The organism is Nocardiopsis sp. M1B1, assembly GCF_052466615.1.
In genome coordinates, this window is sequence record NZ_CP196194.1 from 5,453,452 (window position 1) to 5,479,240 (window position 25,789).

Here is a 25,789-nt window from a genome sequence, read left to right on the forward strand (position 1 = left end):
TTCTCTCCCGGAACACCCGTATCCGCCGGTGTTTCCCATCCCTGGAGCACCGGGGACGGCCCGCCGGTTCCGCCGGGCCTCAGCTGGGCGCCGGTGCGGCGGGCTCCTCCTCCGCACGGCCGGGGCCCCGCTCCGCTCCCCCGTCCGCGTCCCGGCCCCGCCGTGCCCGGACCAGGCCGACCAGCACGGCCAGGCCGCCCAGCGGGGCCAGCGTCCACGGGGCCCACGAGGAGAGGGCGCGCAGCAGCACCGAGCGCACGCGGGCCTGCTCGGCCTGGGCCGCGACCTGCTGCTCGGCCAGGACCAGCCGCGCGTACAGCAGGGGCGCCTCACCGCTGTCGTTCTGCGGGCGCAGGGTCTCCGCGCGGGTCTCGTGGGCGTTGACCACGATCCCGCTGACCGGCTCCACCCAGAACGTCCGGCTGACCTCCAGCCAGCGGGTGGCGGTGACCGTGCCCGCGGCCCCGGAACGGAACAGGGAGGCGGGAACCGGGCGGGCCGAGTCGGGCACCTGGGTGGACTCGATCCACTGGCTGTACCGGCGCACCCGCACCCCCGCCACCTCCTCCCACTCCTGGAACTCCAGCACCGGCGCGGACCGCACCTCGGCGTCGTAGAAGGGGTACTCGCCCTGCTCGTCACCGGGCGGCCAGAAGTGCACCAGCCCCGCCTGCCGGACCGCCCGGTCGCCGTCGACGTGCTCACCGCAGCAGTTGACCGCCCGGCCGGTCTCCCGGTCGACGATGACGCGGCGGCTCCAGTGGTCGATCATCCGGTCGGGCACGGAGGTGTCCACCGACATCTCCCACGCCGACCAGTCGCCGCCGTGCGCGGAGGCGTCCACCCGGGTGACCCGGCTGAGCTCGGCCGACTCCACCCACGACCACGTGGAGGTGTCCAGGTAACCGGCGTCCTCGTCCAGCATGCGGATGTCGAACTCGGCCCCGGCGGGCAGCAGGGCCACCCGCTCGTACACGTAGAGCGGGAGCAGGGCGGCCAGGGTGAGCAGGAAGGCGCCCACGGCCACCAGCAGGGTGCCGCGGGGCAGGGAACGCCCCGGTCGGCGCTCGGGACCGACCTGGCTGGGGGCGGCCTCACCGACGCCGAGCGCGCTCATGTCCGGGCCTCCTCGGGGTCGTTCTCCCACCGGTCGTCGTCCGAGGGGCCCCCGTTGTGGGGAGCGCCGTCGACCTCATCGTTCACAGGGGGCGCCGAACCCTCGGCGGCGCCGTTGGCCCCACCGGCCTCGGCACCATCAGACTCGTATCCCTCACCCGAAGCACCGTTGGCCCCGGCACCATCAGACCCATGCCCCTCAGGAACCGCATGGGCTCCAGCGGCACCATTGGCCTCGCTGTTTCCCTCGGTGTCAGCAGCTTCGGGGCCACGTTCCCCACGAACCCCACCAGCACCGCTGGCCCCCGCAACCACAGTCCCCTGCCTCTCAGGAGGCGGGTGGGCCCCGGAGACCCTGCCCGCCCCGACGACGGCGCCACCGGCCGCGTCGGCCCCGCCACGGGACGGAGCCATCCCGTCCGCCCCGCCGCCACCGGCGTTCGCGGCGGCGGCCCGGGCGCGGACCGACGGCGGATCGGCGTCGGCGTCCTCACCGTCGCCCGGCTGGCCCAGGGCCAGCACGAGCCGGGCCAGAGCGGGCAGGCACAGCAGTTGGGAGACCCAGCCACGCAGCGCTCCCCCGAGCACCTCGGTCACGTCGTGGAAGGGCATGTACAGCGCCAGGTAGGTGCCCGCGCCCATGGCGAGTCCGGCCAGCGCCAACGACACCGCCACCGGCCAGGGACCCGCCATGAGCGGCAGCGTCCGCCCGCCCATGGAGGGCCTTCCCGGTTTGGCGTGCCGCAGCCTCCGGGGCGCCCAGCGTCCCAGCCACCACACGCACACCAGGATCACCGCGACCAGGGCGGCTCCGACCGCGCCGGCCACCCACACCCCGTAGGCCAGACCCAGCGGCAGCACGACCCGCCTTCCCAGCCACCCGGGCCCGGCGTCGGGCAGGGCGCGGGCGCCCCGAGGGGCCGCGGCCCCGGCCGCCGCTCCCCCGGGCAGCAGGCGCCCGGGCCACAGGGCGGCGACCACCAGCACCGCGGCCAGCGCGGCGCCCACGGCCAGGGCCCGGTGGTAGGCGGTGTCGGGCCCGTAGGTCAGGGTGACGGTGCCCGCGCTGCCCGCGGGCAGCACCCAGGCCTGTTTCCAGCCCTCCAGCCGGACCGGCTCCAGGGCCGCGTCCGCCCCCTCCAGGCGGGCCTGCCAGCCCTCGTTGAAGTTCTCGTTGACCACCAGGAGGCTGTCCTCGGTCGCGTCCACGTCGAAGCGGCGCTCGCCTGGACCCCAGGCGTGCACCTCCTCCACCTCGGCCATGGTGACCTCGGGTCGGTCCGAGACGGGGTCGGCGGACTCCACCAGGGCCGAGCGCACCTCGTAGCGGTTGCCCGGATCGACCACGATCCGGTTCCCGCCCCCGACCAGGTCCAGGTCGGTGCAGCTCTCGTAGCGCAGCGGGCGGCCGGTGAGCTGGTCGGCGAGGGTGCCCCGGCTGATCCGCGTCTCCACCCGCTGGTCGTTGACCCGCAGCGTGGGGCCCAGGCCGCAGGCGGTGGAGGCATCGCCCTCGGGCAGCGGCTCCACCGGGTCCACCCCGGGCAGGGTGACGGTGCCGATCTCCAGGGCCTGCCCCTCGGGGCGTTCGAAGGTCACCCGCAGCGACTCCGCGGTGAACTCGGCGAAGTCCACCCGGCCGCTGCCGTCCAGCCACCCCTCGCGCACGGTGCCGCCGCCCTCGACGGTCACCCGGATCGGCCGCAGCACGCTGTCGGCGCGGGGGAACTCCACCTCCAGGTGCCCGATCTCGGCGGGCGCGCCCAGCTCGATGTCGAGCCAGGGGTTCTTCTCCTCCGGGTCCGGGTACCAGACGGTGCTCTCGTCGTCGTCGAGCGCGCCCCTGCCCATCGCGGCGGGGTGCTGCACGGCCGTGGAGGAGGCCGTCACGCGCGGGTGCGGGCTGGCCCGGTTGGCGGCGTTCTCCGCCTCCCGGGGGTCGGTGAGCACGACCTCGCCCGAGACCGTGTGCGGGGCCGAGGCCGACTCCGCCGACAGCTCGAACGTGCGGTCCAGGCGGCGCGCGTCCTCGCCTTGCACCTGGAGGTCGGGGTTGCACACCCACACGTGCGAGCCCTCCATGCAGCCGGGCGCGGTGCCGGTGGAGCCGGTGAACAGCAGCGTTCCGGCGTCGGCGGGACCGGGGACCCGCAGCGTGCGGGCCGGTTCCAGGCCGGGCACGGAGATCGAGGCGACGCCCACCCGGGTGCCGAACCGGTACTCCGGCTCCCAGGCCAGCTCGTCCACGCGCACGCGCAGCGTGGTGGTCGCGCCGGGCGGGGCCGTCAGCTCCTGGGGCTCCTCGGTCTCGGCGACGGGCACCTGTGCCTCGCCGCCGTCGGTGACGAGCGTGACCCGGGAGGGCGGCGGCTCGCCGGGCAGGTGCTCGAAGGCGACGCTGAGCCCGGTGAGGTCCTGGGGCTCCTCGAACTCGACCTCGATCCACTCCCCCAGGGCTCCGGTGAAGGCGCTGGACCGCCAGGAGGTGGTGAGGTCGTCGTCGAGCGCGGCGTGCGGGGCGTGCCCCGGGTCGCGGTCGGCGGCGCGCGCGCCCGCACCGCTCTCGGCGGAGGAGGCGCTCACCGAGGCGATCCCGATGTCCTCGGCGTGGGCGACGTGGTCCTCCCAGGCCGGGTCGAGGACGTCGGGGGCGGGGACGTCGCGTTCGAGCTCCTGGTCCTCGGTGAGGGTGGCCGACACGTTGCGGCGCACGTCGGAGTAGACCACCTCGCGGCGGCGGGCGGTGTCGGTGACGATCGTGTCCCGGGCTGCGACCTCCCCGGCCCCGGGGTCGTCCCCGAGCAGGATCGGGCGGTCGTCGTCGACCACCCCCTGTTCGGCCAGGTGGAGCACGGACTCGGGGCCGCCGGTGACCCGCAGCACCTCGTCGGCGGGCACGGTGCCGACGGTGGGCGCGGCGTCCTCCACCTCGTACACGCTCAGCGCCTGGTAGGGCTGGTCGAACCACTGGGAGGCGGACTGGTGGTCCAGCGAGCCGATGACCGGGCCGAACTCGGCGGCCAGGGCGATGCCCGGCGAGTCGGCCAGGGCCTGGTGGACGCGGGCGGGCCAGCCTCCGTTGTTGCCGGTGCGCTGGAGGTCGTTGCGCACGAGGAGGTGGGTGACGCCCATGCGCGCGAAGGTGTCGGCGAGCCCGGCGGAGCCGCGGCCCGAGGAGACGCGCTGGTCGATCTCGTGGGTGATGCGGGAGACGCCCGCCGAGCCCCACGGGATGATTTGGTGGTTGGTCCAGGCCCCCTCGAAGAGCGGTTGCAGGGGTTCGTCCATGGGGCGGCCCCACTCGTACTCGCCGCGCGCCGAACCGGGCAGGGCCATGGTCATGCCGCGCTCGTCGGCGCGCGCCTCCAGCCAGTCGGAGGCCTCGTACCAGTAGTCGGGGATCTGCGCGAAGCCGCCCGCTGGGGCGATCCCGACGGTGCCGACGGGCACGAGGGTGACCGCGAAGACGGCGGCGGTGGCGCCCGCGACGGCGCGGCGCACGCGTCCGGGCACGGGCGTGCCCCTGCGGTCGGCCAGGTCCCGGGCCACGACCACGGGCAGGTGGGCCAGGCCCAGCACCAGGGGCAGGCGTACGAGCGCGTCGAACTTGTGCACGTTGCGGAACGGGGAGAGGAGGCCGTCGAACAGCTCGCGCACGGCCCCCGCGAAGGGGCCCGTGAGGTCGCCGGTGAAGCCCGCGACGATGACGGCGGTGCCGGTGAGGAGGCTGGCGATGAGGAAGAGCCGTTCGGGGGTGCGCCGGTTGACCAGCCCGGCCAGGCCCAGGCCCGCCACCAGCGCGGTGACCGCGATCAGCCAGGGGGTGGTGGACAGCTCCGCCCCCGAGGGCAGCGCGGTGTTGCCCTGGTCGGGCAGGAAGCCCATCCAGTTGGAGGTGCCGCGCAGCGCGTTGAGCAGCGAGGTGACGCCGGTGGTGACGGCGGCGTCCTCGGTGTAGGGCATGAACGAGAACACGTACCGCGCCATGAGGAGCAGCGGCGCGACGTACCAGAACGAGGCCAGGACCAGCGCGACCGCCCACCAGGCGATCAGGCGCCACTTGCGCGGACCGTTCGCCCGGGTGAGCAGGTAGAGCCCCGGGACGACCAGGACGGCCAGTTCGGAGGCGGCGTTGGTGCCGCCGCACAGCAGGAAGGCCAGACCCGAGAGCAGGGCCGAGCGGGCGGGCGAACGGCCGTGCCGGGCCCCGAGCACGAGCGGCAGCAGGATCCACGGCATGAGCAGCATGGGCTGCAACTCGGCGGAGTTGTACGACAGTAGCGTCAGCACGCGGGGGGCCAGCGCGTAGGCGACCCCGGCCAGGATGCGGGTGTTGACGGTGCCGATGCCCAGCGCCCCGGCGACCTTGTACACGCCGGTGAACGCGGCGACGAGCAGGACGGCCATCCACAGGCGCTGGATGAGCCAGTCGGGCATGCCGAGCAGGTCGAACAGCAGGTGGAAGGGGCCGTTGGGGAAGAAGTACCCGTAGGCCTGGTTCTGGATCTGGCCGAAGTAGGAGGCGTCCCACAGGTGCAGGGCGCGCTCCATGAACCCCAGGGGGTCGGCCGTCAGGTCGAGCTTGGTGTCGCTGACGATCCTGCCGGGGTCGATGCTGGCGGCCAGCGCTCCCAGGAGCAGGCACACCGTGAGGACCTTGAGCCGGGCCAGGAGGCGGGGATCGGCGCCGCCGGGGCCGGTGGAAGGTGGTGTGCGGGAATCCTCCGGTTCGCGCCTGGCGGTGGATTCCGTCGGTGTCACGTCTTCGCTTTCCTGCCTGCTGCCGTGTTCCGGGCGGCGGGGGCGCCCGGGTCGTCGGAGGTGGGGGGGTCGGGGGCGGGGGTGCCCGATGTGGGGGCGGCGCCCGGTGTGGGGGTGGTGCCGAGAGCGGGGGCGGGGGCGTCGGTGGCGGGGGCGTCCGGTTCAGCGGCGCCGGGCAGGCCCAACTCCCCGGCGACGAGCCGGGTCATCCGCGCGCCGCTGGCCTCCCACGTGAACCGGGACGCCCACGCGCGGCAGGCGCGGCGGACGGCTTCGGCCCGGCGGGGGTCGGACAGCTCCTCCAGGGCGCGCGCGACCGCGTCGGCGAGTTCCTCGCCCTCGCGCACGAGCCACCCGGTCTCGCCGTCGCGGACCGAGTCGCGGAGTCCGTCCACATCGTAGGCCACGGTGGGCACGCCGAGGCGGGCCGCCTCGATGACGGTCAGGCCCCAGCCCTCGAACTCGGAGGCGGTGACGTGGAGGTGGCACGAGGCCAGGACGCTGTTCTTGTCCTCCTCGGGCAGGAAGCCGTGCAGGCGCACGCGGTCGCCCGTGCCGTCGCGCGCGACCTGCTCCGCCAGGGGTTCGCCCTCGGGGCCGCGGCCGATGATGTGCACCTTCAGGTCGGGGTGCTCCTCGCGCAGCGCGCGGGCGAGGTCGACCACCCGCGAGACGCGTTTCTGGACGACCAGTCGGCCCAGGCTGACCACGGCCGGGCGGCCCATGTCGGCGGGGGCGGGCGCGTCGTCGAGGGGCTTCTGGGGTCCGGGGAGTCCGCCGTTGTGGATGATCTCGATCGGCGCGCGCCAGCCCAGCTTCTCGCGCATGGCCCGGCGGGAGGACTCCGAGACGGTGACGGTGGTGCAGCGGCGGTAGACGCGCGAGGCCACGGCCGACTCCAGCGTGCGGCCCAGCCAGGCGACGGGCGCCGGGAAGTAGGCGTTGAACTGGAGGTCGTGGACGTGGTGGACGATGCTGACCACCCGCGTGCTGCGGCGCAGGACGAGGCGGCACAGGAAGGGGATGCCGTTCATGCAGTCGAAGGCGAGCTGGTACTCGCGGCGCCACAGGGCCAACCACGCCATGACGCGGGGGTAGACGGTGAACCTGCCGCCCATGCGGCGGATGACGATCCCGTCCCTGGTCTCCACGCGCGCCTGGTGGGGCTCGCGGCTGGTGAGGAAGGTGACGATGGCGCCGCGTTCGGCCAGGTGGCGGCTGATCCGCCAGGAGTACTCCTCGGCGCCCCCCGCGGCGGACTGCCAGGGGTCGCGCCAGTTGACCATGACCAGGCGGACCCCGTCCAGGCGCGGCCCGAGGTCGACTGGGGCGCCGGTGCTGCCGGGGGCGCCCGGAGCGGCGGGGGCGCCCGTGCCGGTCGGAACCTGGACGGGGACGACGGCGGCCGGGGCCCCGGTGACCGCGGGCAGGCCCGGCTCCGCCTCCTGGCGGATCCGGTGGACCTTCTGGAAGACCACACGCTCTCCTTCCGCGCGGTGTCCGGCCGGACCGCGTGCCGCCACCTCGCGCGTGCGGGTGAACACGCACGGCGATCCCCTGAGGGAAGGGTGGAGCGCACGCCGAACGGGCCCGTGGGCCGGACGTCGGTGGTGGTGGGCGGCCGGGGGAGGGTACCCGGGGCCGCGGGAGTCGGGGGAGTGGGGCGCCCCGCCGGGAGCGGAGCGCCCGCGAACCTCCGCCGTACGGCCGCCCTAGCGGTCGCCGTAGTTGTAGAGGGTTTCGTTCACCGGTTCCGCGGTGGCGGTCGAGTCCGTGGCGAGGCTGGTGGCCACGAAGGTGGCACCTCCCGCCAGGGCCGCGCCGATGACGCAGGCGGCGATTACCTTGATCACTTGGGGATCTCCTTCCGCGCGCCCGATCCCGCGCTGGGTCCGGAGCGCTGGAAAACGAGACTAGAACCTGATCTAGCCATAGACCAGATGATTGCCCCAACTGTAACTAACCCGCCGGTAACTTCCAACCCCGGAATGCCAGCTTTGTCGGCCTTTACATGCTGGTCCTGCACCCGCAGAAGCACCATGTCGGAGCCCTCCACCACCACGGACAGGCCCTCCACACCTGACCAGAACTGGTTATCGACCGGCGCGGACACCGCCACGTACCGCACCCCCAGCCCGCCCAGCGCAGCGGCGTCCAACCGCTCGGGCAGGCCCGTCGCCGGATCCGGCCCGAGCACCCCGGCGACCCGCCGCGCCCGCGCGTCCTCGCCGGTCACGACCACCTCTCCCCCGTCCGGGGTGCCCACCACCAGGTCGTCGTTCCACAGGGTGCGCCGGTCGAAGAGCTTGGTCGCCGGGTCCAGGACGACCGTGGCCCGCCCCGACCAGTCGGGGCCGCGGTAGGCGCTCCAGGGCAGCACCAGCACCGCCCCGGGCCGGTCGTCGGCGGCCACCGCCTCCTGGGCCGCCGACCACTCCCCGGGGTAGTACACCGGGGCCAGCCGACCGCTCGCGCCCCACAACAATCCCGGCAGCACCACCACCGGCAGCAGCGCCACGAACACCGCGAGCCCCGTCCGCAGCGCGGCGCCCCGCCGCCCGGCCAGCCACCACACGCACGCGCCGAGACCGAGCGCCTGGACCAGGGACAGCGGGGCCACGTAGAGCTGGCCGTCGCGCAGCGGCCCGAACCCCGGCCAGGCGGAGACCAGCCAGACCAGCAGCGCGCGCCCCGGCCCGGTGGCGCCCAACAGGGCGATCAGCAGCCCCAGGGCGGCGGCCGCCGACAGGCCGGGGCCGAACCCCGGCCGCTCCCGGCGCAGCAACCACACCCAGCCCGCCAACGCCAGCAGACACAGCAGCAGGCGGGCCGCGGCCGTCACCGGCTCGCCGTAGCCCGCCGGAACCGCACCGGAGTTCCACACCCCGCCCAGGAGCAGCAGGGAGCCGAGGACCCCGAACGGGGTGTCCGAACGGGCCGCGAACGCCGCCACCCCGGCCGGATCCGTATCCGCCCCGCTGGCCAGGGACGGAAGCAGCCAGGGCAGGGACACCACCACCAGCGCCAGCGCGAAGAGCGCCGCCCGCCCCCACCAGCGCGGCGCGCGCGAGCGGGCGGTGAGTGCGACGGGACCGGCGGTGAGGGCGGTCAGCACCACCGACGAGAACCCCCCGACCGCCGCGGGCACCAGAGCGCGCACCAGCCCGGCGAACCCCGCGCCCGGCCGCACCCGCGCCAGGCGGACGGCGGCCCCCACCACCCACGGCAGCCCCGCGTAACCCAGCAGCATCGCCCACTGGCCCAACAGCAGCCGCTCGGCCACGAACGGGTTCCACACGTAGGCCGTCCCGGCGGCGGCCGAAGCCACCAGGGCCCCGGCGCCGCCGCGGGGCAGCGCCCGCAGCACCAGGCGCGCGGCACCGGCACCGCCCACGGCGAACACCGCCAGCAGCGCCAGCGACTGCACCGCGTCCCCGGGCAGGACCGCGGACAGCGCCGCCACCACGGCGTCGCTGGGGATCGCGCGGGGGAACCCGTCCGCGCCCCGCAGCACCGTGGCCAGCGACAGGTCGGGCACGAACACCATGTCGTAGCGCAGCACGTACCCGGGTCCCAGAGCGGGACCGAGCGCCAGCACACCGGCGAGCAGCCCCACGGCCCACGGCAGCAGCCGGACGCCCCGCCCTCCCCGGGCGTCCCCTCCTCCCCGCGCTCGCCGGGCCATCAGCCCCGTGACCGACACCATCGACCTCCGCCCCTGGAAAGCAGTCCCCGACCCTCCGTCAGCCCCGCGCGAGCAGAACGCTGTCGGAGTAGCCGCCCTCCACGTAGTCGCGGTAGGAGCGGACCACGAGTTCGTAGGGACCCGACACCGTCACCGACCAGCGCGGCTCCTCCCCCGCCGGGCCCAGCGTGCGCCACTCCCGCCCGTCCCCGGGGCCGAGCCCGTCGCGGCGCTCGCAGTCCGGACCGGGCGCGACGGGCTCGGGTTCGGGCACGGACGGCATCGGAGCGGGGGTCGGCGTGGGAGTGGGCCGCGGACCGGGGTCCGCGTCGGGAGCGGGGTCGGACGGCCCGGCGCTGGGCACGGGAGACTCGACGGGGACCTCCGAGGCGCGGTCGCCGTCCGGGGACGCGGGCGCGCGCCGGTCGTCGGCGGCCCCGCAGACCAGCGCGCGCACCCACACCTCGTAGTGGGAGGCCTCCCCGACGTCCTCCCACTCCACGGTCGCCCCGCCGTCGACCACGCGCAGCCAGGACGGCCCCGGAGGCGGATCGTCGTCCCACACCCACTGGAGGGGCTCGGACTCCGCCCCCTCGTCCCGGCCCTTGAACGAGCGCACCACGAACTCGTAGCGGGCACCGCTGAAGAGCGCCTCCACCAGCACGGAACGGCTGTCCCCGTCGGCGCGCACGTCCACCGGGAGCACGGCGGCCTCGTCCGGGTCCGGTCCCACGCGCCGCTGCACCACCCGGTAGCCGGTCGCGCCGGGCACGGTGTCCCAACTGAGCACCAGGCCGCCCTCGGACTCCTCCGCCACGGGTTCGGGCGCGGTCGTGGGCCCCACCGTCGTCTCCGGCAGCGGCCGCCGGTAGGCCGTGCCGACCCCCAGCGGTTCGGCGAGCGCGTCGGCGAAGGCCGCCGCGATCTTCAGCTCGCCGCGCGCGTTGGGGTGCGCCTCGTCCCAGTTGTCGCTGGCCGGGGCGTACCCGTCGGCGACCCGCGCGACCACCACGGGCGAGTCGCTGGAGGTGAGCTGTGCGGCGAGGTCGACCAGGCCCATGTTGAACCGGTCGATCTCGGCGTTGGCCCGGGGGTCCTCCACCGGCGGGAGCTCTCCGAGGACGAACCGGGTCTGCCCCCGCACGACGCGCACCGTGGACACCGTCTCGCCCACCCCCTCCAGCGCGCTGTCGGCGTCCCCGCCCGCCAGGATGTCCTCGGTACCGGCCAGGAGGAGCAGGTAGTGCGGCCGGTACTCGGCGGCCACCAGCGCGGCCCCGGTGGACAGGTCCTGCGCGGTGGTGCCCCAGCGGGCGGCGTGGTCGGTGTCGAAGTCGGGGTCGGCGTAGTCCTGGTTGCCGAACTCCCGGTCCGCCAGCCCGTACATGCCGTCGTAGGGGCCGACGAAGTCCACCTCCACCCCGGCCCCGCGCAGATGGGACCACAGGCGGTAGCGCCAGGTGTAGTCGCCGCTGCTGCCCTGGGAGAGCGAGTCGCCGACGACCATGACGCGCAGTTCGCCGTCCGGCGGCCCCGGCACGGTGACGGGCTCCTCGGCGCGCCCCTCCTGCGCGGCCCCTCCCCCGGAGCCGCTCTGGACCAGCAGCAGGGTGACCGCCATCGCCGAGAGCATGACGCCGAGCAGCCCGAGGGGCCCGGGTTCGAAACGGGAATGGCTGTCCCAGCGGGGCCGGAGCAGCGGGAGACGGAGCCGTCGGGGCCACCGGTCCAGGAGCCACGCCCAACGCGGCGGTCGCGGGCGCTCCCGCCCCGGTTCGCCGGGCCGGGCCCCGCGCGGGCGGGGCCAGCGGAACCGAAGCCTGCCGAAGCGGTCGGCCACGCGCGACCACCACACGGAGCGTTCGTCGGATCCGCGCACCGCGCCCCCTGCGTTCCCAGAACGGGTTCTACCCCCCACAGGGGGTTCGTCAGACAAGACTAGAACTGGTTATATATAATTCGTCAACTCGTTGCGGCCGAGCGGAACCGCCTACACCGACGTTAGCGGCCGTCCCCGCCCTCTCGACTCCGCGCCCCGACGGAAAGCAGGACCCCCGTGACCGGACTCCTGGTAGCCCTGCTGTCCGCGGTGGTCTACACCGTCGGCCTGACCGTGGAACAGCGCGCCCTGCACGGCGCGGAGTCGATCTCGATCAACCGCCCCCTCCACCTGGCCCGGGTCCTGCTCACCAACCCCCGATGGGTGCTCGGCTGCCTCTTCGCCGCCCTGGGCAGCGTCGGCCTGATCGTCTCCCTCGGCCTCGCGCCCGTGTCCGTGGCCCAGCCCGCCTTCGCCGCCGGGGTCGCGTGCGGCATCCTCGTCATCACCCTCGTCCTGGGCGAGCGCGTCACGCGGGGCGAGTACGTGGCCCTCGGCGTCATGCCGGTCGCGCTCGGCCTGCTCAGTCTGTCCACCGCCGAGGGCGCCGAGACCGGGACCACCGCCGACACGCCGCTGCTCGTCACCGTCAGTCTGCTCACCGTGGCGGCGTGCCTGGTCGTCGTGGGCCTGGTCGGCGGCCGCGGCCGCTACATGTCCGCCGCCGCCCTGGGCGCGGCCGCGGGCTTCGCCCAGGGCAGCGCGGGCCTCCAGGGCAAGGGGCTGGGCGGCCTGCTGGCCGACCACGGCCTGTGGAACGCGGTCGTCCCCGCGCTGCTCTCGCCCTACCCCTACCTGTACGCGGTGGGCTGGGCGGTGGGCATCGTCCTCTTCCAGACCTCGCTCCAGCGCTCGCGGGCCTCCATCACCGCCCCGGTGTCCAACGTCGTGGGCAACGTGTTCATGGTCGTCATGGGCACGATCCTGTTCGGCGAGCGCCTGCCCGACGACCCGGTCATGCTGGCCCTGCGCGTGGGCGGGTTCGCGCTCACCCTCGTCGTGGTCGTCCTGGTCCGCGGCAACGTGGCCGCCGCCGAGGCGGACACCAGCCGCAAACGCGCCCACGCGTAGGGCGCACGCGGCGGGACCGCCCCGGCGGACCCGGTCAGACGGCCACCGACACGGCCTCGCGCAGGCCCGGAGCGGCGACGTCGGCCCACGCCCGCACCACGCTGTCGGGCTGGCCGGTCTCCCCCTCGGCCAGGATCAGTCCGGGCTCGGCCACCCAGGCGCCCAGGTCGGCCAGCAGGATACGCAGGTCCTCCTCGATGCCCCGGCTGTTGCGCAGGTCCTCCACGACCGCCAGCGGAACCGCGACCGTGTGGCCCAGCCCCAACTCGGGCAGGCGGTCGAGGAAGACCTTCAACAGCCCGGTGTAGGTGCCGTGCGCCTGCGGGGAGGCCACGAGCAGCACGTCGCTCTCGCGCACCTTCGCCAGCGCCGCGTCGACGGCGGCGGAGGACTCCGAGAGCAGCTCGGCGCCCAGTTCGGCGATGTCGATGACGTCGGGACGGGAGTCGACACCCGCGCGGGTGGCGACCTCGGAGGCCGCGCGCAGGGCGGCGTCGCGGACGGAGGAACGGATCTGGGGGGCGGCGACGAGCACGGTGAAGCGGGTCATGCGAGAACTCCTGGGTTCGAACAGAGCGAGCCGGGATCGGAGGAGACACCAGCCGGAGAGGACGGCGGGGTGGTTGACACCGGAAGGAGGGGTGACGAACGTCCTGGGACTCTCGCGGTTCCTCGCATCCGACACGGGGGCGGACCACGCTGTCCGAGAACCGCCTGTGTCGGGCCTGACAGGTCTGCTTCGGCGACCGCGGGGCGGTCCCCACAGAACCCAGGGGAGGAGATGAGCGTCCGGTGTCTGCGACAGGGCACGTGCGACGGGGCACGAGGGGCGCGGGGCGAAACCCCGCAGGGCGCTAGCTACGACAGAGCGCGCTCGCCTGCTGTCTCAGATCGACATGCAGGCGCTGGACAAGCAGCTCACCGGCGGACATGTCTCCATCATGAAGCGCCCCGGCCGTTATCGTCAATGCGTGCGCGCGCCACGGTGGGCGGTCCACCCCTCGGACAGCCGTCCCAGGAAGCGGGATCACCCAGCTCCGCAGGCAATACGGAAGCCCGCGGTGACGGCCCCGGAGGCCTGTGTAATGTGCGACACACACCGACGAGACGACGCGAGGAACCCCTCACATGGCCCACACCCCCGTCACACTCACCAACGCGCGCGTCGTGACCCCCGACGGGGTCCACGAAGGATGGCTGAGGATCGAGAACGGCCGCGTGGCCGCGCTCGGATCGGACGGACCCGTCCCCGACGGCCGCGACCTCGGCGGCGCCTGGGTCGTCCCCGGCATGGTGGACACCCACATCCACGGCGGCGCGGGGCACGCGTTCACCGAGACCGACCCCGAGGGCGTCCGCAAGACGATCGCGTTCAACCGCTCCCGGGGCGTGACCGCACTGGTGGGCGGCCTCGTGGCGGCCACCCCGGAGGACACCCTGCGCCAGGTGGCGGCGCTGGCCGAACTGTGCGACGCGGGCGAACTGGCGGGCATCTACCTGGAGGGCCCCTTCATCTCCCGGGCCAGGTGCGGGGCGCACGACCCCGGACTCCTTCGCGATCCCGACACCGCCGAGTTCGACCGCTGGCTCAAGGCCGGGCGGGGGCACGTGCGCATGGTCACGGTGGCCCCGGAGCTGCCCGGGGCACTGGACCTGATCGGCGCGGCGGCCTCCTCCGGCGTGGTGGCGGCGGTGGGGCACACCGAGGCCACCTACGAGCAGACGCTGGCGGCCTTCGACGCGGGGGCGTCGGTGGCCACCCACCTGTACAACGCGATGCGGCCGCTGGGCCACCGCGACCCGGGGCCGATCGCCGCCGCGCTGGGCGACGAGCGCGTGACGGTCGAGCTGATCGTGGACAACGTACACGTCCACCCGGGCGCGGCCGGACTGGTCTTCGACGCCGCGGGCGCGGACAGGGTGTCGCTGGTGACGGACGCGATGTCGGCGACGGGCCTGGGCGACGGCGAGTACACGCTGGGCGACCTGCGGGTGCGGGTGAGCGGCGGCGAGGCGCGCCTGGCGGAGAGCGGCACGATCGCCTCCAGCACGATCGTCCTGCCCCAAGCGGTGCGCAACGCCGTGCGGGGTCTGGGCGTCGGCGTGCCCGAGGCGGTGCGGTCGGCGTCGTCGGTTCCGGCCGCGGCGCTGGGACTGGACGGGGTGGGCCGGATCGAGGTCGGAGGGCGCGCCGACCTCGTCGTGCTCGACGAGGACCTCGGGGTCCGCGAGGTGGTGTACGAGGGCGCCTGGGTGGAGTAACGGCGTGTCGTAACCGCGTTACGGACTAGTAATATAACCCTGGGTGACAATGGCGACAGGGCATCGAGGAGAGCCACCACGCTCGACACGAAAGGATCTGCGCCATGGCCAAGTCGAGACAGACGAGGGACGAGCAGCCGACCCGTGTGCCCTCCGAGGAGCACGAGCACCTCGGCAAACTAGCCGCGGAACTGTCCCGCTACGACGTACGGACGGACGTGGTCGACGAACAGTCGTCGCCGTGCCTGCGCGTGCGCAACCCGTCATCCGCGTGTGCGGTCGAGGACGTGATCTGTGAGCGCCGGGAGCACGACTACGCGTTCATCGCCTCGTTCGGGGTCTACCTCGGCAGCAGTGGGAGCCTCGGCGTCACGGCCCACAAGGTCGCCTGGCTCGTGGGAGCCACCGAGGCGTGAGGGCCGCGCGGGACGGGTGCGGTGCCACCGGCACCGCACCCGTCCGCGTATCGCCCCGGCGTCTCCATGGAGCTTTACGAGGTAGATTCCTGGAGGCCGTGCGGGGAGCCCGCGTCCCGGCACCCTAGAGTCGTGCCGTCCCCACCCCTCGACGGAAGGCGAGCCCGTGGACTACGTCAAGCTGGGCCGGACCGGACTGGACGTCTCCCGCGTCACCCTCGGCTGCATGAGTTACGGAGACCCCGCCAGGGGCACCCACGACTGGACCCTGGACGAGGAGGCCAGCAGGCCCTTCATCCGCCAGGCGGTCGAGGCGGGCGTCAACTTCTTCGACACCGCCAACACCTACTCGGACGGCAGCAGCGAGGAGATCGTGGGCCGCGCCCTGGCCGAGTACGCCGACCGCGACGAGATCGTGCTGGCCACCAAGGTGTTCGGCCGCGCCCGGCCGGGCCCCAACGGCGGCGGGCTCTCTCGCAAGGCGATCCTCACCGAGATCGACCACAGTCTGAGGCGCCTGGGCACCGACTACGTGGACCTGTACCAGATCCACCGCTGGGACCCCACCACACCGATCGAGGAGACCGTCGAGGCCCTGCACGACGTGGTCAGGGCGGGCAAGGCACGCTACGTGGGCGCCTCCTCGATGCACGCCTGGCAGTTCGCCAAGGCGCTGCGGGTCGCCGGCGTCAACGGCTGGACCAGGTTCGCCACCATGCAGAACCACTACAACCTGCTCTACCGCGAGGAGGAGCGGGAGATGCTGCCCCTGTGCGCGGACGAGGGCATCGGGGTCATCCCGTGGAGCCCCCTGGCCCGCGGTCGGCTCACCCGCGCGTGGGAGGAGGAGACGGCGCGCAGCCGCGGTGACGCGTTCGGCGCGCGGCTGTACGCGGAGGCGGACCGGTCGATCGCGGACGCCGTCGGCGCGATCGCCCGGAGGCGCGGGGTCCCCCGCGCACGGATCGCCCTGGCCTGGGTGTCGCGCAACCCCGCGGTGACCTCGCCGATCATCGGCGCCACCAGACCGCACCACCTGGACGACGCGATCGCGTCGCTGTCGCTGGAGCTGACCGACGACGAGGTGGAGGAGCTGGAGCGCCACTACACGCCGCGCCCGGTCTCCGGCTTCTGACACCGCCCGGCGCGGGGCCGTCCGCGGCCCCGCGCCCGCGCGGGCACCCGGTCAGCCGCGCGCGGTGACGCGGATCTTGGACTGGCCGTGCGGGCGCTCCTCCCAGTCCTGCATGAACCGGGCCGACAGCCCGTGCTTCTCCGCGAGGGTGATCAGCGTTTCGGTCCGGTAGTAGAAGTCCTCCCGCAGTACCTGGTGCTCGGCCCCCTCGGTCCGGTCGTAGGTGAAGTCGAAGAACCCGCCCGGTGCCAGGACCCGCTCGACGTTGGCCAGGCACTCGTCGATCACCTCGATGGGCGAGTGCGAGAACACGCTGTGCGCGTGGACGACGTCGAAGTAGCCCTCCGGCAGGAAGGAGAAGGTCAGGTCCCGCGTGATGGTCAGGTGCGGCAGCTTCTCCTGCAACCCGCGCTCGGCCAGCACGCCCTTGGCGGCGATGAGGATGTCCGGGGAGATGTCGATCCCGTAGTAGCCGCCCGGGTCGAGGTAGTCGATCAGCCGCCACCCGGCGCGCAGGTTCCCGCAGCCGATGTCGAGCATCCGGTGCTCCGGTCTGAGACCGTGTTCGACCAGGTAGTCGAACTGCATCTGCCCCAGCGCCAGCCAGCGCTCCTGGCTCTGGCTGCCCACCGCCGACCTGGGGTCGCGGGCGGCGTCGGAGGCCATCACCGCCCGGTAGTAGTCCACGTGGTCGCGGTGGGTCAGGCGCAGCCGCAGGTCGCGGGCGGAGCGGCGCACGTACGGCACCACCTTGCCGGGGTTGCGCAGCGCGTAGCGCACCTTGTGGACGAGGGAGGATCGGTTGGCGTTGAGGGAGGCGGCTGTCTTCTTCGGCATCGGAAGGCTTTCGGTCGAAGGCTCTCGCTCACCCGCGGACACGGGGTCGGGGGGCAAAGAGGATAACGCTTTCGTCGCGGCCCCGGTTCACCGCCTCGGGTCCGACCGTACCCGGAAAGTCACCGGGAGTGCGGTACCCCCGCCCTTCCGAAACGCACGGCGCCCCGGAGGAGCCCGATGACCAGGAGCACGCCGAAAACCGCGCCGACCGCGAACCCGGCCCGGTCGGCGGCGCCCTCCGCCCCGTCAGCCAGCCGCAGGACCGCCCAGGTCCCCGCGGCCACCGCGACCAGCAGGCAGGCACCGATGGCCAGCGCGCCCCTCCAGCCCAGGAAGTAACGGCGGCGGCCGGGCGCGGGCGGGGAGGCCAGTTCGGCCGCGGGCCCGGCGGTGGCCGACCCGGGGCGTTTGAAGTAGGCCAGGACCGACCAGTGGCCGCACGGCTCCCAGCCCTCGGGGGCCAGGCGCTGGGCGAGGCGCTCGCGGTCGCCCGGGCCGGGGCTGAGTTCCTGGCGGTACTCCCAGGTCTGCGGCCGCTCGGGAGCGCGGCGGCTGACGAAGCGGCCGAGCCGGTCCACCCGTTCCACCTCCCAGCCCTGGGCGCCCATCGCGGCCAGCCGGGCGGGGCCCTCGAAGGCGTCGGCCGACCAGACCAGCACGTCCGGCTCCGCGGCGGCCTCGTCCCGCGCGCCGACCGGCGGCGCCAGGGCGTCGGCGAACTCCCCGACCGGGCCGAACTCCTCCTCCGGGTCGGCACCGCTCTCGGCCGTGTGCGCGGCCAGGTCCTCCAGCAGGACACGTGACCTGTCCGCGTCCACACCGCGTTCCCCCAGCAGCTCCGCGAGCCGGGTGAGGTAGTCGTTCATCGGATTCCTCCCTCCGCGAGTACCGAGCGCACCGAGGCGTCGAACTCCGTCCAGGCCGCGCCCTGTTCGCTCAGGACGGCGCGGCCCTCGTCGGTCAGTACGTAGTAGCGGCGGCCGGGGCCCTTCTCGGCCGCCCGGTACTCGGCGTCCACGAGCCCGGCCTCCTCCAGCCGGTTGAGCACGGGGTAGAGCGTGCCGCCCCGGATCTTGCCGAAACCGGACTCGTCCAGCCGCCTGGCGATCGCGTACCCGTAGCTCTCGCCCCCGGTCAGGCTGGCCAGGACCAGGAGGTCCAGCACCCCTTTGAGCCAGCTCGCGCGGCGGTCCATGCGCGCCCCCTTCGTTCGCTACCTAGACCATAGACCTACCTAGGTAGGATCACAACCTAGATAGCCGCACCGATACGAAAAAAGCCCCTGAACCGCCACGAACAGGCGGGCCAGAGGCCGAAAACGAAAGCGGGCTGCGACGAGGAGCCTTCCCGTCACAGCCAGCGAAGAAGGCCGCAGCCGTACCGCCGGGAGCCACTCCACCGACCAGCACAACCCGAGCCACCGGGGGAGTCCTCGCAAAGCCCCGCGTCGTCAGGGACCGCCACACCGACCAATGCGGCCTCGACCACAGAGGGGTACCCGGGAATCCTCGCAAAGCCCCGAGCCACAAGGCGAAGCCCCGCGTCGTGAGGGACCGCCGCGCCAACCCCACCGACCGGCACGACCCAAGCCACAGGGGGGTACCTCGGAAAGTCCCCGCAAAGCCCCGCGTCATCAGGGACCACCGCGCCAACCCCACCGACCGGCACGACCTAAGCCACAGGGGGGTACCTCGGGGGGTTCGGGGGGTCTCCCCCCGGAAAACACGAAGGACGACCCTGCGAGGCGGCCGAAGGCCGCCGAGCAGGGTCGTCCTGAGTCATGTGGAGGTGGCGGGAATCGAACCCGCGTCCTTCAGCACCGAGCCAGGGCTTCTCCGGGTGCAGTCCGCGCTGTCGTTCTACTCGGCCTCAGCGCTTGCACGGACACATCGCTGACAGGCCCAGCCACGAAGATGTCCCGCTCAGGCCCCGTGGCCTGATCTGAGCGGTAAGTCATCTAGCTGATGCCGGGATCTGGGCCGATGACGAGCCCAGGCCGACAGAGACGCTATCGCTTAGGCAGCGAGAGCGAACTCAGTGCGCTTGGAATTGGCACTTGTGTTTACGCGAATGCAGGATTAACGAGGTCACAAACGCAACCCTCGACCCGCTTCCCCTGGAACGACTACCGAAGTCGAAACCGATCACCCCCTGTGGAATTGTCACGGCCTCCCCGCTGGGCGGAGCGGCCGACATGCGAGCGGCGAACGCTCGCGCGTCCGTCACTCTACCTGTTGAACAGTGCGGGGGCCAAGCTGATTCCCGGTCGCGGAGGGGAATCCGCGGCCACCGGGCCCGGACAGGGAGAAACCCCCGCGGGCGCGGACGCAAGAGGTGGTCGACGCGGCCCGCGGGGGCGGTCGGCAGGGTCGGGCCGACCTTGGGAAACGACAGGATCTCCCCCGAGATGAGGTCCTGCCCCTCACTGGTCCGCTACCCCCTGTCGCGGCCCAGTCATAGGGGAAGACGCGGGCGGACCCCCGGGGGGTTGCCCGGGGGTCCGCTCTTTGCCTGGTTCTGTCCTGTCCGGAGGGAACGGTGACCGTAGCCGCCGCCGTCCGGTCGGCCCTACCAGCCGGTCTCCTCCGTGCCCGTCAGGTCGGCCTGGTTGGTCGGCCCCGTCTGCTCCGAGGGCAGGCCCACGCCCTCGGTGGTCGTGGGGCCGCCGGGCACCTGCTCGCCGGTGGCCGTCCCGGCGGGGGCCTCCTCGGGCACCCCGTTGGCCATCCCGTCGAGGAAGGAGCCCGCGGCGTTCACCGCGTGCTGCGACACCAGGGTCGTCGCCGGGTCCGCCTCGGCCAGGACGGCGAAGGCCACGTCGTCCTTGTAGCCGACGAACCAGTGCAGCGAGGTGTCGCCCTGCTCCACGCGGGCCGCCTGCCCGTGGACCTCTCCCCCGGTGGCGAGCAGCTCGGGCATGCGGTTGAGCACCGCTTCGCGCAGCCCGGTGCGGACCACCTCCAGGTGGGCGTCGTCCAGGGTGGTGGCGCCGATCGGGTTGGGGCCCTCCTCCGGCACCAGGGTCGGCGCGTTCCACGTGCCGTCCGCGACCGCGGCGGCGATCAGGGCCATGGACAGCGGACTGACCCGCACTCCGTGCTCGCCGATCATGGCCGCGGCCACGTTCTCCTCGCCGTCCTCCACGGCGACCGAACCCGAGGAGGCCGGGACGGGCAGCTGCCAGTCGGCGCCGACGCCCATCCGCCCGGCGGTCTCGGCGATGGCCTCCGGCCCCACCTCGGCGCCCAGGCCCGCGAAGCCGACGTTGCAGCTGAAGGTGATGTTGCGGGCCAGGGTGGCCTGGTCGAGCAGTGCGCCGCCGCCCGGGTTGACGAAGGTGCGTCCGCCGATCTCCGCGGAGTAGCCGCAGGGCACCTCGCTCTCGGGGGTGGCCGCTCCCGACTCCAGGGCGGCCAGGGCGGTGACCATGCCGAAGGTGCTGCCCGGCAGGTAGGAGCCGGTGAAGGCGTTGTCGTCCGCGGTGCCGCCCGAGGCGCTGGCAGCGGCCAGGACCTCGCCGCTGCCGGTGTCGACCGCCACCAGGTAGCCGTTGCCCGGCACCGCCGCCAGCGCGTTCTCGGCGGCCCGCTGCACGTCCAGGTCCAGGGTGGTGTCGATGGCCCCGCTGAGCGAGCCCTCCCACGCCTCCAGGACGTCGGTGACCTGTCCGTCCTGGTCCAGGGAGACCACCTGCGTGGTGCCCGAACCGGCCAGCTCGTGCTGGAAGATGTTCTGGAGCCCGTTCAGGCCGACGGTGTCGCCCGCCTGGTAGGAGCCGGGCACGCGGGAGGAGACCCGGTGCTCGGCGGTCCCGGCGACCTCGCCGAGCAGGAACGGCGACACCGAGGGCGTCAGGTTGACCTGGACCTCCTGGGTGTCCACCCCGGAGATCCGCGAGGCCTCGCTCAGCAGCGTCTCGTCCACGCTGGAGCCGCGCATGAGCACCAGCGGCTGGAACTGCTCGGGCGGCGCGGAGCGCACCCGGTTCAGGAGCGGGTCGGGGTCCTCGTCGAGGAGTTCGGCGAGCTGGGTGACCCCGGCCTCCTTGTCCTCCATGTCCGCGGGGTAGACGCCGAAGGCGGTCACGCTGTCCGCGGTGACCAGCGGCTGCCCCTCGCGGTCGAGGATCTGGCCGCGCTCCTGGCTCTCGTAGCTGACCGCGAGGCGCTCCTCCTCGCTCAGGTCGGGGTGCAGCACGCTCGTGGACCAGGAGATGCGCCAGCCGTCGGGGCCCCACTCCAGGGGCATGCGGCCGGTGTAGTTCCAGGTCGGGTCGCCGATGCCGAGGTCGGCGTTGACGCCGAACTCGGCCTCGGCCGAATCGCCCTCGCGGGAGATGGGTCCGAGCTGGAACCGCAGGGAGGCCAGGTCGAGCTGCTCGCGCATGTCCGTGAGGGCCGCGGACACCTGTGCGGGGTCGCCGTCGGTGTAGGCGGCGGCGGTCTCGTGGTCACCGTCCTGCCAGGCGAGCAGGAAGGACCTGACCGCCACCTCGGGACTGGGGTGCGGTGTGCACGCGACCAGGGCTGCGGCGAGGAGCAGGCCGCTGCCGGCGGCCGTGAACCGGCCGAGGGGACGGGGGGACACCGTGTGTGTTCCTTTCGGCTGCCTCATCGACGGCGGCGCAGGGCGCGTTCCATGTCGCGCTTCGCCTCACGCTCGGCGATGTCGTGGCGCTTGTCGTACTCACGCTTACCGCGGGCCAGAGCGATCTCCACCTTGGCGCGCCCGTCACTGAAGTACAGGGACAGCGGGACGAGCGTGAAGCCGGGCTCCCGGGTCTTGCCGATCAGCCGGGAGATCTGCTCGCGGTGCAGGAGTAGCTTACGCGATCGTCGGGCGGCGTGGTTTGTCCACGTTCCCTGGGAGTACTCGGGGATGTGGACGTTCTCTAGCCAGACCTCGCCGTCGTTGATGTGCGCGAAGCCGTCCACGAGGGAGGCGCGGCCCTGCCGCAGCGACTTGACCTCGGTACCGGTGAGGACGAGGCCCGCCTCGTAGGTCTCGTCGATGTGGTAGTCGTGCCGGGCCCGGCGGTTCTGCGCGATGAGCTTGCGCCCGGTCTCCCGTGCCACAGGTGTGTCCCTTCATACGTCCGGGGGGCACGAGGCCCCCCGGTGTCGAATCCTCCCCGCCCCAGGCGGCCGCGTCAGATCTTGAGGTAGCGGCGCAGGGTGAGGAACGAGGTGATGGTGCACAGCAGGATGCCGAGGATCATCGAGACGCCGATGACGTACATCAGCGAACCCGCGCCCAGGGCCACGTCGAACTGGAACCAGGCCTCGATCTGCGTGAGCAGGGTGTAACGGGTCGCCACGATGAAGCCGGAGGCGATCAGACCGCCGATGAGGCCTGCGACCGCGCCCTCCAGCAGGAACGGCAGCTGGATGTAGAAGTTCGACGCGCCGACCAGCCGCATGATGCCGGTCTCCCGGCGGCGGCTGTAGGCCGACAGCCGGATGGTGTTGCCGATCAGCAGCGCGGCGGCGGCCAGCTGGACGCCCGCGAGCACCAGGGCGGCCGCGCGCAGGCCGTCCAGCAGTCCGAAGAACTGCTCCAGCACGATCTCGTCGTCGGAGACGCTGTCGATGCCCGGGGCGCCCTCCACCGCGGAGCGCACGGTCTGGTAGTGGGAGGGGTCGGTGAGCTGCACCCGGTAGTTGTCCGGGATGTCGCCCTCCTGCGCGGCGTTGGCCAGCGCCTCGTTGGCGGGGCCCAGCCGGTCCTGGAAGTCCTGCCAGGCCTCGGCCGAGGTGAGGTAGGTGTACTCCTGCACCTGGGCCAGGCCGTCGAGGGTCTGCTCCAGTGCCTGGCGGTCCTCGTCGGTGGCCGGACCGTTCTCCTGACAGGTCGTGGTGGGCGAGATCTCGGTGCACATGTAGATGGTGAGCGTGATCCGCTCGTCCCAGTAACTGCGCATCTCGGAGACCTGCTGGTTGACCAGTAGACCGGCGCCGAAAAGAGTCAGTGAGATGGCCACCGTCGTGATGACCGCGATGGTCATCGTCAGGTTTCGGCGAAGGCCGATCCACGTCTCGGAGAGAACGAATTGTGCTCGCATGATCTGTTAAAGGTCCATCCTTCGGGGCTTCGCCGCGCCGGTCCTCGCAGCGGGAGGTCAGTACGCCTGGCCGTAGACGCCGCGCGTCTGGTCGCGCACTACCAAGCCCTCTTCAAGCTCGATCACGCGCTTGCGCATCGAGTCGACGATGGCGGCGTCGTGGGTCGCCATGACGACGGTGGTGCCCGTGCGGTTGATTCGGTCCAGCACCTTCATGATGCCGATGGAGGTCGCGGGGTCGATGTTGCCCGTGGGCTCGTCGGCCAGCAGGATCTGGGGGCGGTTGACGAACGCGCGGGCGATGGCCACGCGCTGCTGCTCACCGCCGGAGAGTTCGTTGGGCATCCGCCCGGCCTTGCCCTCCAGGCCGACGAGTTCGACGACCTCGGGGACGACCTTGCGGATGAAGCGGCGGGGCTTGCCGATGACCTCCAGAGCGAAGGCGACGTTCTCGAAGACGTTCTTGTTCGGCAGCAGGCGGAAGTCCTGGAAGACGCAGCCGATACGGCGGCGCAGGTGGGGGACCTTCCAGTTGGACAGGCGCGCCAGGTCCTTGCCGGCGACGTGCACACGTCCCTTGTCGGGCTTCTCCTCCTTGAGGACCAAGCGGAGGAAGGTCGACTTGCCGGAGCCGGACGGGCCGACCAGGAAGACGAACTCGCCCTTGTCTACGTCAATGGAAACGCCGTCGAGCGCGGGGCGCTTCTGGGTCGGGTAGACCTTGGTGACGTTATCGAAGTGGATCACAGGCGCATCACAAGGTTCTCGAAGGTATGGGCACCCGCAGTGGAGGGCACTCCGCGCGGGATCGTACCGGCCACATGGCCAACCGACAGTGTAGAGGGGGGAGCGGCCCGGATTGTCCCGGTCGCCTCACACCCGATAGATCAGTGCACCATCGGACAACAGCCTCGAGCATATCGGAGGCGTCAACCGATGATAACGTTCACATATAGCAGTTTCGGTAAAACTGCGGAGACGTGATCATCACCATTGGGACACAACAACCACATCTGTCCCACCTGCTGACCCGGGGTGCCGCCGCTGCGACCGGGCGTGTCCGCGCCCCTCGCCGGGCCGGGCCCGGCCGCGCAAGGCCCCGGCGCCCGAGGGCTCCGGGGCTCGCGTTACGTTCGCCGGGGAGGGCGCCCCGCGGCGAGCGCGTGCGGGAGCCCCGCCGGGGCCGCCGGGGAGGGTGCCGCTAGGCGTCCTCGGAGCGCTCCCGGCTGCGCATCCAGCGGATCTCGGCGTCGATGAACTCGTCGATGTCCCCGTCCAGCACACCCGAGGTGTTGCCGGTCTCGGCGCCGGTGCGCACGTCCTTGACGCTCTGGTAGGGGTGCAGGACGTAGTTGCGCATCTGCGTGCCCCAGCTGCTCACCGAGTCGCCGCGGATCTCGTCCAGCGCCGCCTGCTCCTCCTCGCGCTTGCGCGCCAGCAGCTTGGCCTGGAGCATCGACATGGCCGTGGCCTTGTTCTGCAGCTGCGACCGCTCGTTCTGGCAGGACACCACGATGCCGGTCGGCAGGTGGGTGATGCGCACCGCCGAGTCGGTGGTGTTGACGCCCTGGCCGCCGGGGCCGCTGGAGCGGTACACGTCCACCCGCAGGTCGCCGTCGTCGATCTCGATGTGGTCGCTCTGCTCCACCACCGGGACGACGTCCACGCCCGCGAACGAGGTCTGGCGCCGGTTCTGGTTGTCGAACGGCGAGATGCGCACCAGGCGGTGCGTGCCGTGCTCGCCGCGCAGGGTGCCGTAGGCGAACGGGGTCTTGACGGCGAAGGAGGTGGACTTGATGCCCGCCTCCTCGGCGTAGGAGGTCTCGTAGACGTCGGTGGGGTAGCCGTGCCGCTCGGCCCAGCGCAGGTACATCCGCTGGAGCATCTGCGCCCAGTCCGCGGCGTCCACGCCGCCCGCCTGGGAGTTGATCGTGACGATGGCCTCGCGCTCGTCGTGCGGCCCGTTGAGGAGGGTGCGCACCTCCAGCTCACCGATCTCCTTGCGCAGCTGGTCGAGCTCGCGGTCGGCCTCGGCCCTGGTCTCGGCGTCGTCCTCGGCCTCGGCCAGCTCGTAGAGCACGCCGAGGTCGTCGAGCCGCTGGCCGATGCCGTTGATCTTGTTGACCATGGACTCCAGGCTGGAGAGCTGGCGCGTCACCTTCTGCGCGTTGTCCTGGTCGGCCCACAGCTCGGGGTCCGCGGACTGCTCGCGCAACTCGGCGATCTGCGTGTGCATGGCCTCCAGGTCCAACACGGCGCTGACGCTCGCCAGGGTCGCCGCGAGGTCCTTGATCTTCTCTGCTGGGTCCAGTTCTGCCACGGACCCCAGTGTAGGCCCCAAACAGGGGACGGGCTCCCCGCGCGCACCGGCGCGGGGAGCCCGTCGGGGTCGGAGGCGGGGCCGGGCCCGTTTTCTGGACGGGCCTCAGCTTGCGGGGGTTCGGTTCGGGCGCCCACGGGGTTCTGGAGGGGCCGGAGGCGGGTTCGTGAGGAACGAGCGAACCCGCCGTAGGCACCGAAGGTTCCCGTTCTCCGGGCGCCCGAACACGGACCGAAGCGGAGCGGA

The 25,789-nt window shown here is 72.8% G+C and carries 19 protein-coding genes and 1 other RNA gene; 4 read left to right on the forward strand and 16 right to left on the reverse strand.

Annotation, left to right across the window (positions count from 1 at the left end; genetic code table 11):
- Positions 1-79: 79 nt before the first annotated feature.
- From ACSTA4_RS23600 to ACSTA4_RS23625, 6 genes are all read right to left on the reverse strand, one after another.
- Positions 80-1,117, reverse strand: coding sequence for a DUF3068 domain-containing protein (locus ACSTA4_RS23600; RefSeq protein ID WP_444961064.1), 1,038 nt, complete (start codon positions 1,115-1,117; stop codon positions 80-82).
- Positions 1,114-5,877, reverse strand: a complete 4,764-nt coding sequence (locus ACSTA4_RS23605; RefSeq protein ID WP_444961065.1) for an alpha-(1->3)-arabinofuranosyltransferase — start codon at positions 5,875-5,877, stop codon at positions 1,114-1,116. Before ACSTA4_RS23605 ends, ACSTA4_RS23600 begins: the two co-directional genes overlap by 4 nt.
- Positions 5,874-7,355 carry a glycosyltransferase family 4 protein gene (locus ACSTA4_RS23610; RefSeq protein WP_444961066.1) on the reverse strand — a complete coding sequence of 494 codons (1,482 nt, stop codon included), beginning with the start codon at positions 7,353-7,355 and terminating at the stop codon, positions 5,874-5,876. The genes ACSTA4_RS23605 and ACSTA4_RS23610 overlap by 4 nt, the downstream gene beginning before the upstream one ends.
- Before the next feature lie 234 nt (positions 7,356-7,589).
- On the reverse strand, positions 7,590-7,730 hold the full coding sequence (locus tag ACSTA4_RS23615; protein ID WP_013154713.1) for a hypothetical protein: 141 nt from the start codon (positions 7,728-7,730) through the stop codon (positions 7,590-7,592).
- Entirely contained in the window at positions 7,727-9,562 is a 1,836-nt protein-coding gene (locus ACSTA4_RS23620) for a hypothetical protein (protein WP_444964256.1), read from the reverse strand. The genes ACSTA4_RS23615 and ACSTA4_RS23620 overlap by 4 nt, the downstream gene beginning before the upstream one ends.
- A gap of 58 nt (positions 9,563-9,620) precedes the next feature.
- The gene (locus ACSTA4_RS23625) at positions 9,621-11,441 is read right to left on the reverse strand and encodes a GDSL family lipase (protein WP_444961067.1); all 1,821 of its coding nucleotides are present in this window, start codon (positions 11,439-11,441) and stop codon (positions 9,621-9,623) included.
- 177 nt (positions 11,442-11,618) lie between these two features.
- Here ACSTA4_RS23625 and ACSTA4_RS23630 point away from each other — a divergent pair, with 177 nt between their 5' ends.
- Positions 11,619-12,512, forward strand: coding sequence for a hypothetical protein (locus tag ACSTA4_RS23630; protein WP_444961068.1), 894 nt, complete (start codon positions 11,619-11,621; stop codon positions 12,510-12,512).
- A gap of 34 nt (positions 12,513-12,546) precedes the next feature.
- On the opposite strand, the gene ACSTA4_RS23635 is transcribed toward ACSTA4_RS23630, so the two are convergent.
- Complete coding sequence (locus ACSTA4_RS23635) at positions 12,547-13,062, reverse strand: NADPH-dependent FMN reductase (RefSeq protein WP_274974546.1); 516 nt, start codon at positions 13,060-13,062, stop codon at positions 12,547-12,549.
- 578 nt (positions 13,063-13,640) lie between these two features.
- On the opposite strand from ACSTA4_RS23635, the gene nagA reads away from it, so the two are divergent.
- From nagA to ACSTA4_RS23650, 3 genes are all read left to right on the forward strand, one after another.
- Complete coding sequence (gene nagA, locus ACSTA4_RS23640) at positions 13,641-14,774, forward strand: N-acetylglucosamine-6-phosphate deacetylase (protein ID WP_444961069.1); 1,134 nt, start codon at positions 13,641-13,643, stop codon at positions 14,772-14,774.
- 104 nt (positions 14,775-14,878) lie between these two features.
- The gene (locus ACSTA4_RS23645) at positions 14,879-15,190 is read left to right on the forward strand and encodes a hypothetical protein (protein ID WP_444961070.1); all 312 of its coding nucleotides are present in this window, start codon (positions 14,879-14,881) and stop codon (positions 15,188-15,190) included.
- A gap of 166 nt (positions 15,191-15,356) precedes the next feature.
- On the forward strand, positions 15,357-16,325 hold the full coding sequence (locus tag ACSTA4_RS23650) for an aldo/keto reductase (RefSeq protein WP_444961071.1): 969 nt from the start codon (positions 15,357-15,359) through the stop codon (positions 16,323-16,325).
- A gap of 51 nt (positions 16,326-16,376) precedes the next feature.
- On the opposite strand, the gene ACSTA4_RS23655 is transcribed toward ACSTA4_RS23650, so the two are convergent.
- The 9 genes from ACSTA4_RS23655 to prfB all read right to left on the reverse strand — a co-directional run bounded on the left by ACSTA4_RS23655 (position 16,377) and on the right by prfB (position 25,543).
- The gene (locus ACSTA4_RS23655; RefSeq protein WP_444961072.1) at positions 16,377-17,162 is read right to left on the reverse strand and encodes a class I SAM-dependent methyltransferase; all 786 of its coding nucleotides are present in this window, start codon (positions 17,160-17,162) and stop codon (positions 16,377-16,379) included.
- Between the two features lie 119 nt (positions 17,163-17,281).
- On the reverse strand, positions 17,282-18,028 hold the full coding sequence (locus ACSTA4_RS23660; protein WP_444961073.1) for a DUF2812 domain-containing protein: 747 nt from the start codon (positions 18,026-18,028) through the stop codon (positions 17,282-17,284).
- Positions 18,025-18,357 carry a PadR family transcriptional regulator gene (locus ACSTA4_RS23665; protein WP_248771852.1) on the reverse strand — a complete coding sequence of 111 codons (333 nt, stop codon included), beginning with the start codon at positions 18,355-18,357 and terminating at the stop codon, positions 18,025-18,027. The genes ACSTA4_RS23660 and ACSTA4_RS23665 overlap by 4 nt, the downstream gene beginning before the upstream one ends.
- Before the next feature lie 585 nt (positions 18,358-18,942).
- Positions 18,943-19,314: a transfer-messenger RNA gene (gene ssrA, locus ACSTA4_RS23670) on the reverse strand.
- A gap of 416 nt (positions 19,315-19,730) precedes the next feature.
- Complete coding sequence (locus ACSTA4_RS23675; protein ID WP_444961074.1) at positions 19,731-21,749, reverse strand: penicillin-binding transpeptidase domain-containing protein; 2,019 nt, start codon at positions 21,747-21,749, stop codon at positions 19,731-19,733.
- Positions 21,750-21,772: 23 nt separating this feature from the next.
- Positions 21,773-22,237, reverse strand: a complete 465-nt coding sequence (gene smpB, locus ACSTA4_RS23680) for an SsrA-binding protein SmpB (RefSeq protein ID WP_013154726.1) — start codon at positions 22,235-22,237, stop codon at positions 21,773-21,775.
- A 74-nt stretch (positions 22,238-22,311) separates the two neighbouring features.
- The gene (gene ftsX / locus ACSTA4_RS23685; RefSeq protein ID WP_444961075.1) at positions 22,312-23,223 is read right to left on the reverse strand and encodes a permease-like cell division protein FtsX; all 912 of its coding nucleotides are present in this window, start codon (positions 23,221-23,223) and stop codon (positions 22,312-22,314) included.
- 57 nt (positions 23,224-23,280) lie between these two features.
- A complete protein-coding gene (ftsE, locus tag ACSTA4_RS23690; protein ID WP_013154728.1) occupies positions 23,281-23,970 on the reverse strand; it encodes a cell division ATP-binding protein FtsE in 690 nt (229 codons plus the stop codon).
- A 454-nt stretch (positions 23,971-24,424) separates the two neighbouring features.
- Positions 24,425-25,543 (reverse strand): peptide chain release factor 2, encoded by a 1,119-nt coding sequence (prfB, locus tag ACSTA4_RS23695; RefSeq protein WP_444961076.1) that lies wholly within the window; start codon positions 25,541-25,543, stop codon positions 24,425-24,427.
- Between the last annotated feature and the right edge of the window lie 246 nt (positions 25,544-25,789).

Coding starts and splice junctions, on each gene's coding strand:
- ACSTA4_RS23600 (WP_444961064.1), bottom strand. CDS start 1,117: ATGAGCGCGCTCGGCGTCGGTGAGGCCGCCCCCAGCCAGGTCGGTCCC.
- ACSTA4_RS23620 (WP_444964256.1), bottom strand. CDS start 9,562: ATGGCCCGGCGAGCGCGGGGAGGAGGGGACGCCCGGGGAGGGCGGGGC.
- ACSTA4_RS23635 (WP_274974546.1), bottom strand. CDS start 13,062: ATGACCCGCTTCACCGTGCTCGTCGCCGCCCCCCAGATCCGTTCCTCC.
- nagA (WP_444961069.1), top strand. CDS start 13,641: ATGGCCCACACCCCCGTCACACTCACCAACGCGCGCGTCGTGACCCCC.
- ACSTA4_RS23645 (WP_444961070.1), top strand. CDS start 14,879: ATGGCCAAGTCGAGACAGACGAGGGACGAGCAGCCGACCCGTGTGCCC.
- ACSTA4_RS23655 (WP_444961072.1), bottom strand. CDS start 17,162: ATGCCGAAGAAGACAGCCGCCTCCCTCAACGCCAACCGATCCTCCCTC.
- ACSTA4_RS23660 (WP_444961073.1), bottom strand. CDS start 18,028: ATGAACGACTACCTCACCCGGCTCGCGGAGCTGCTGGGGGAACGCGGT.
- ACSTA4_RS23665 (WP_248771852.1), bottom strand. CDS start 18,357: ATGGACCGCCGCGCGAGCTGGCTCAAAGGGGTGCTGGACCTCCTGGTC.
- ftsX (WP_444961075.1), bottom strand. CDS start 23,223: ATGCGAGCACAATTCGTTCTCTCCGAGACGTGGATCGGCCTTCGCCGA.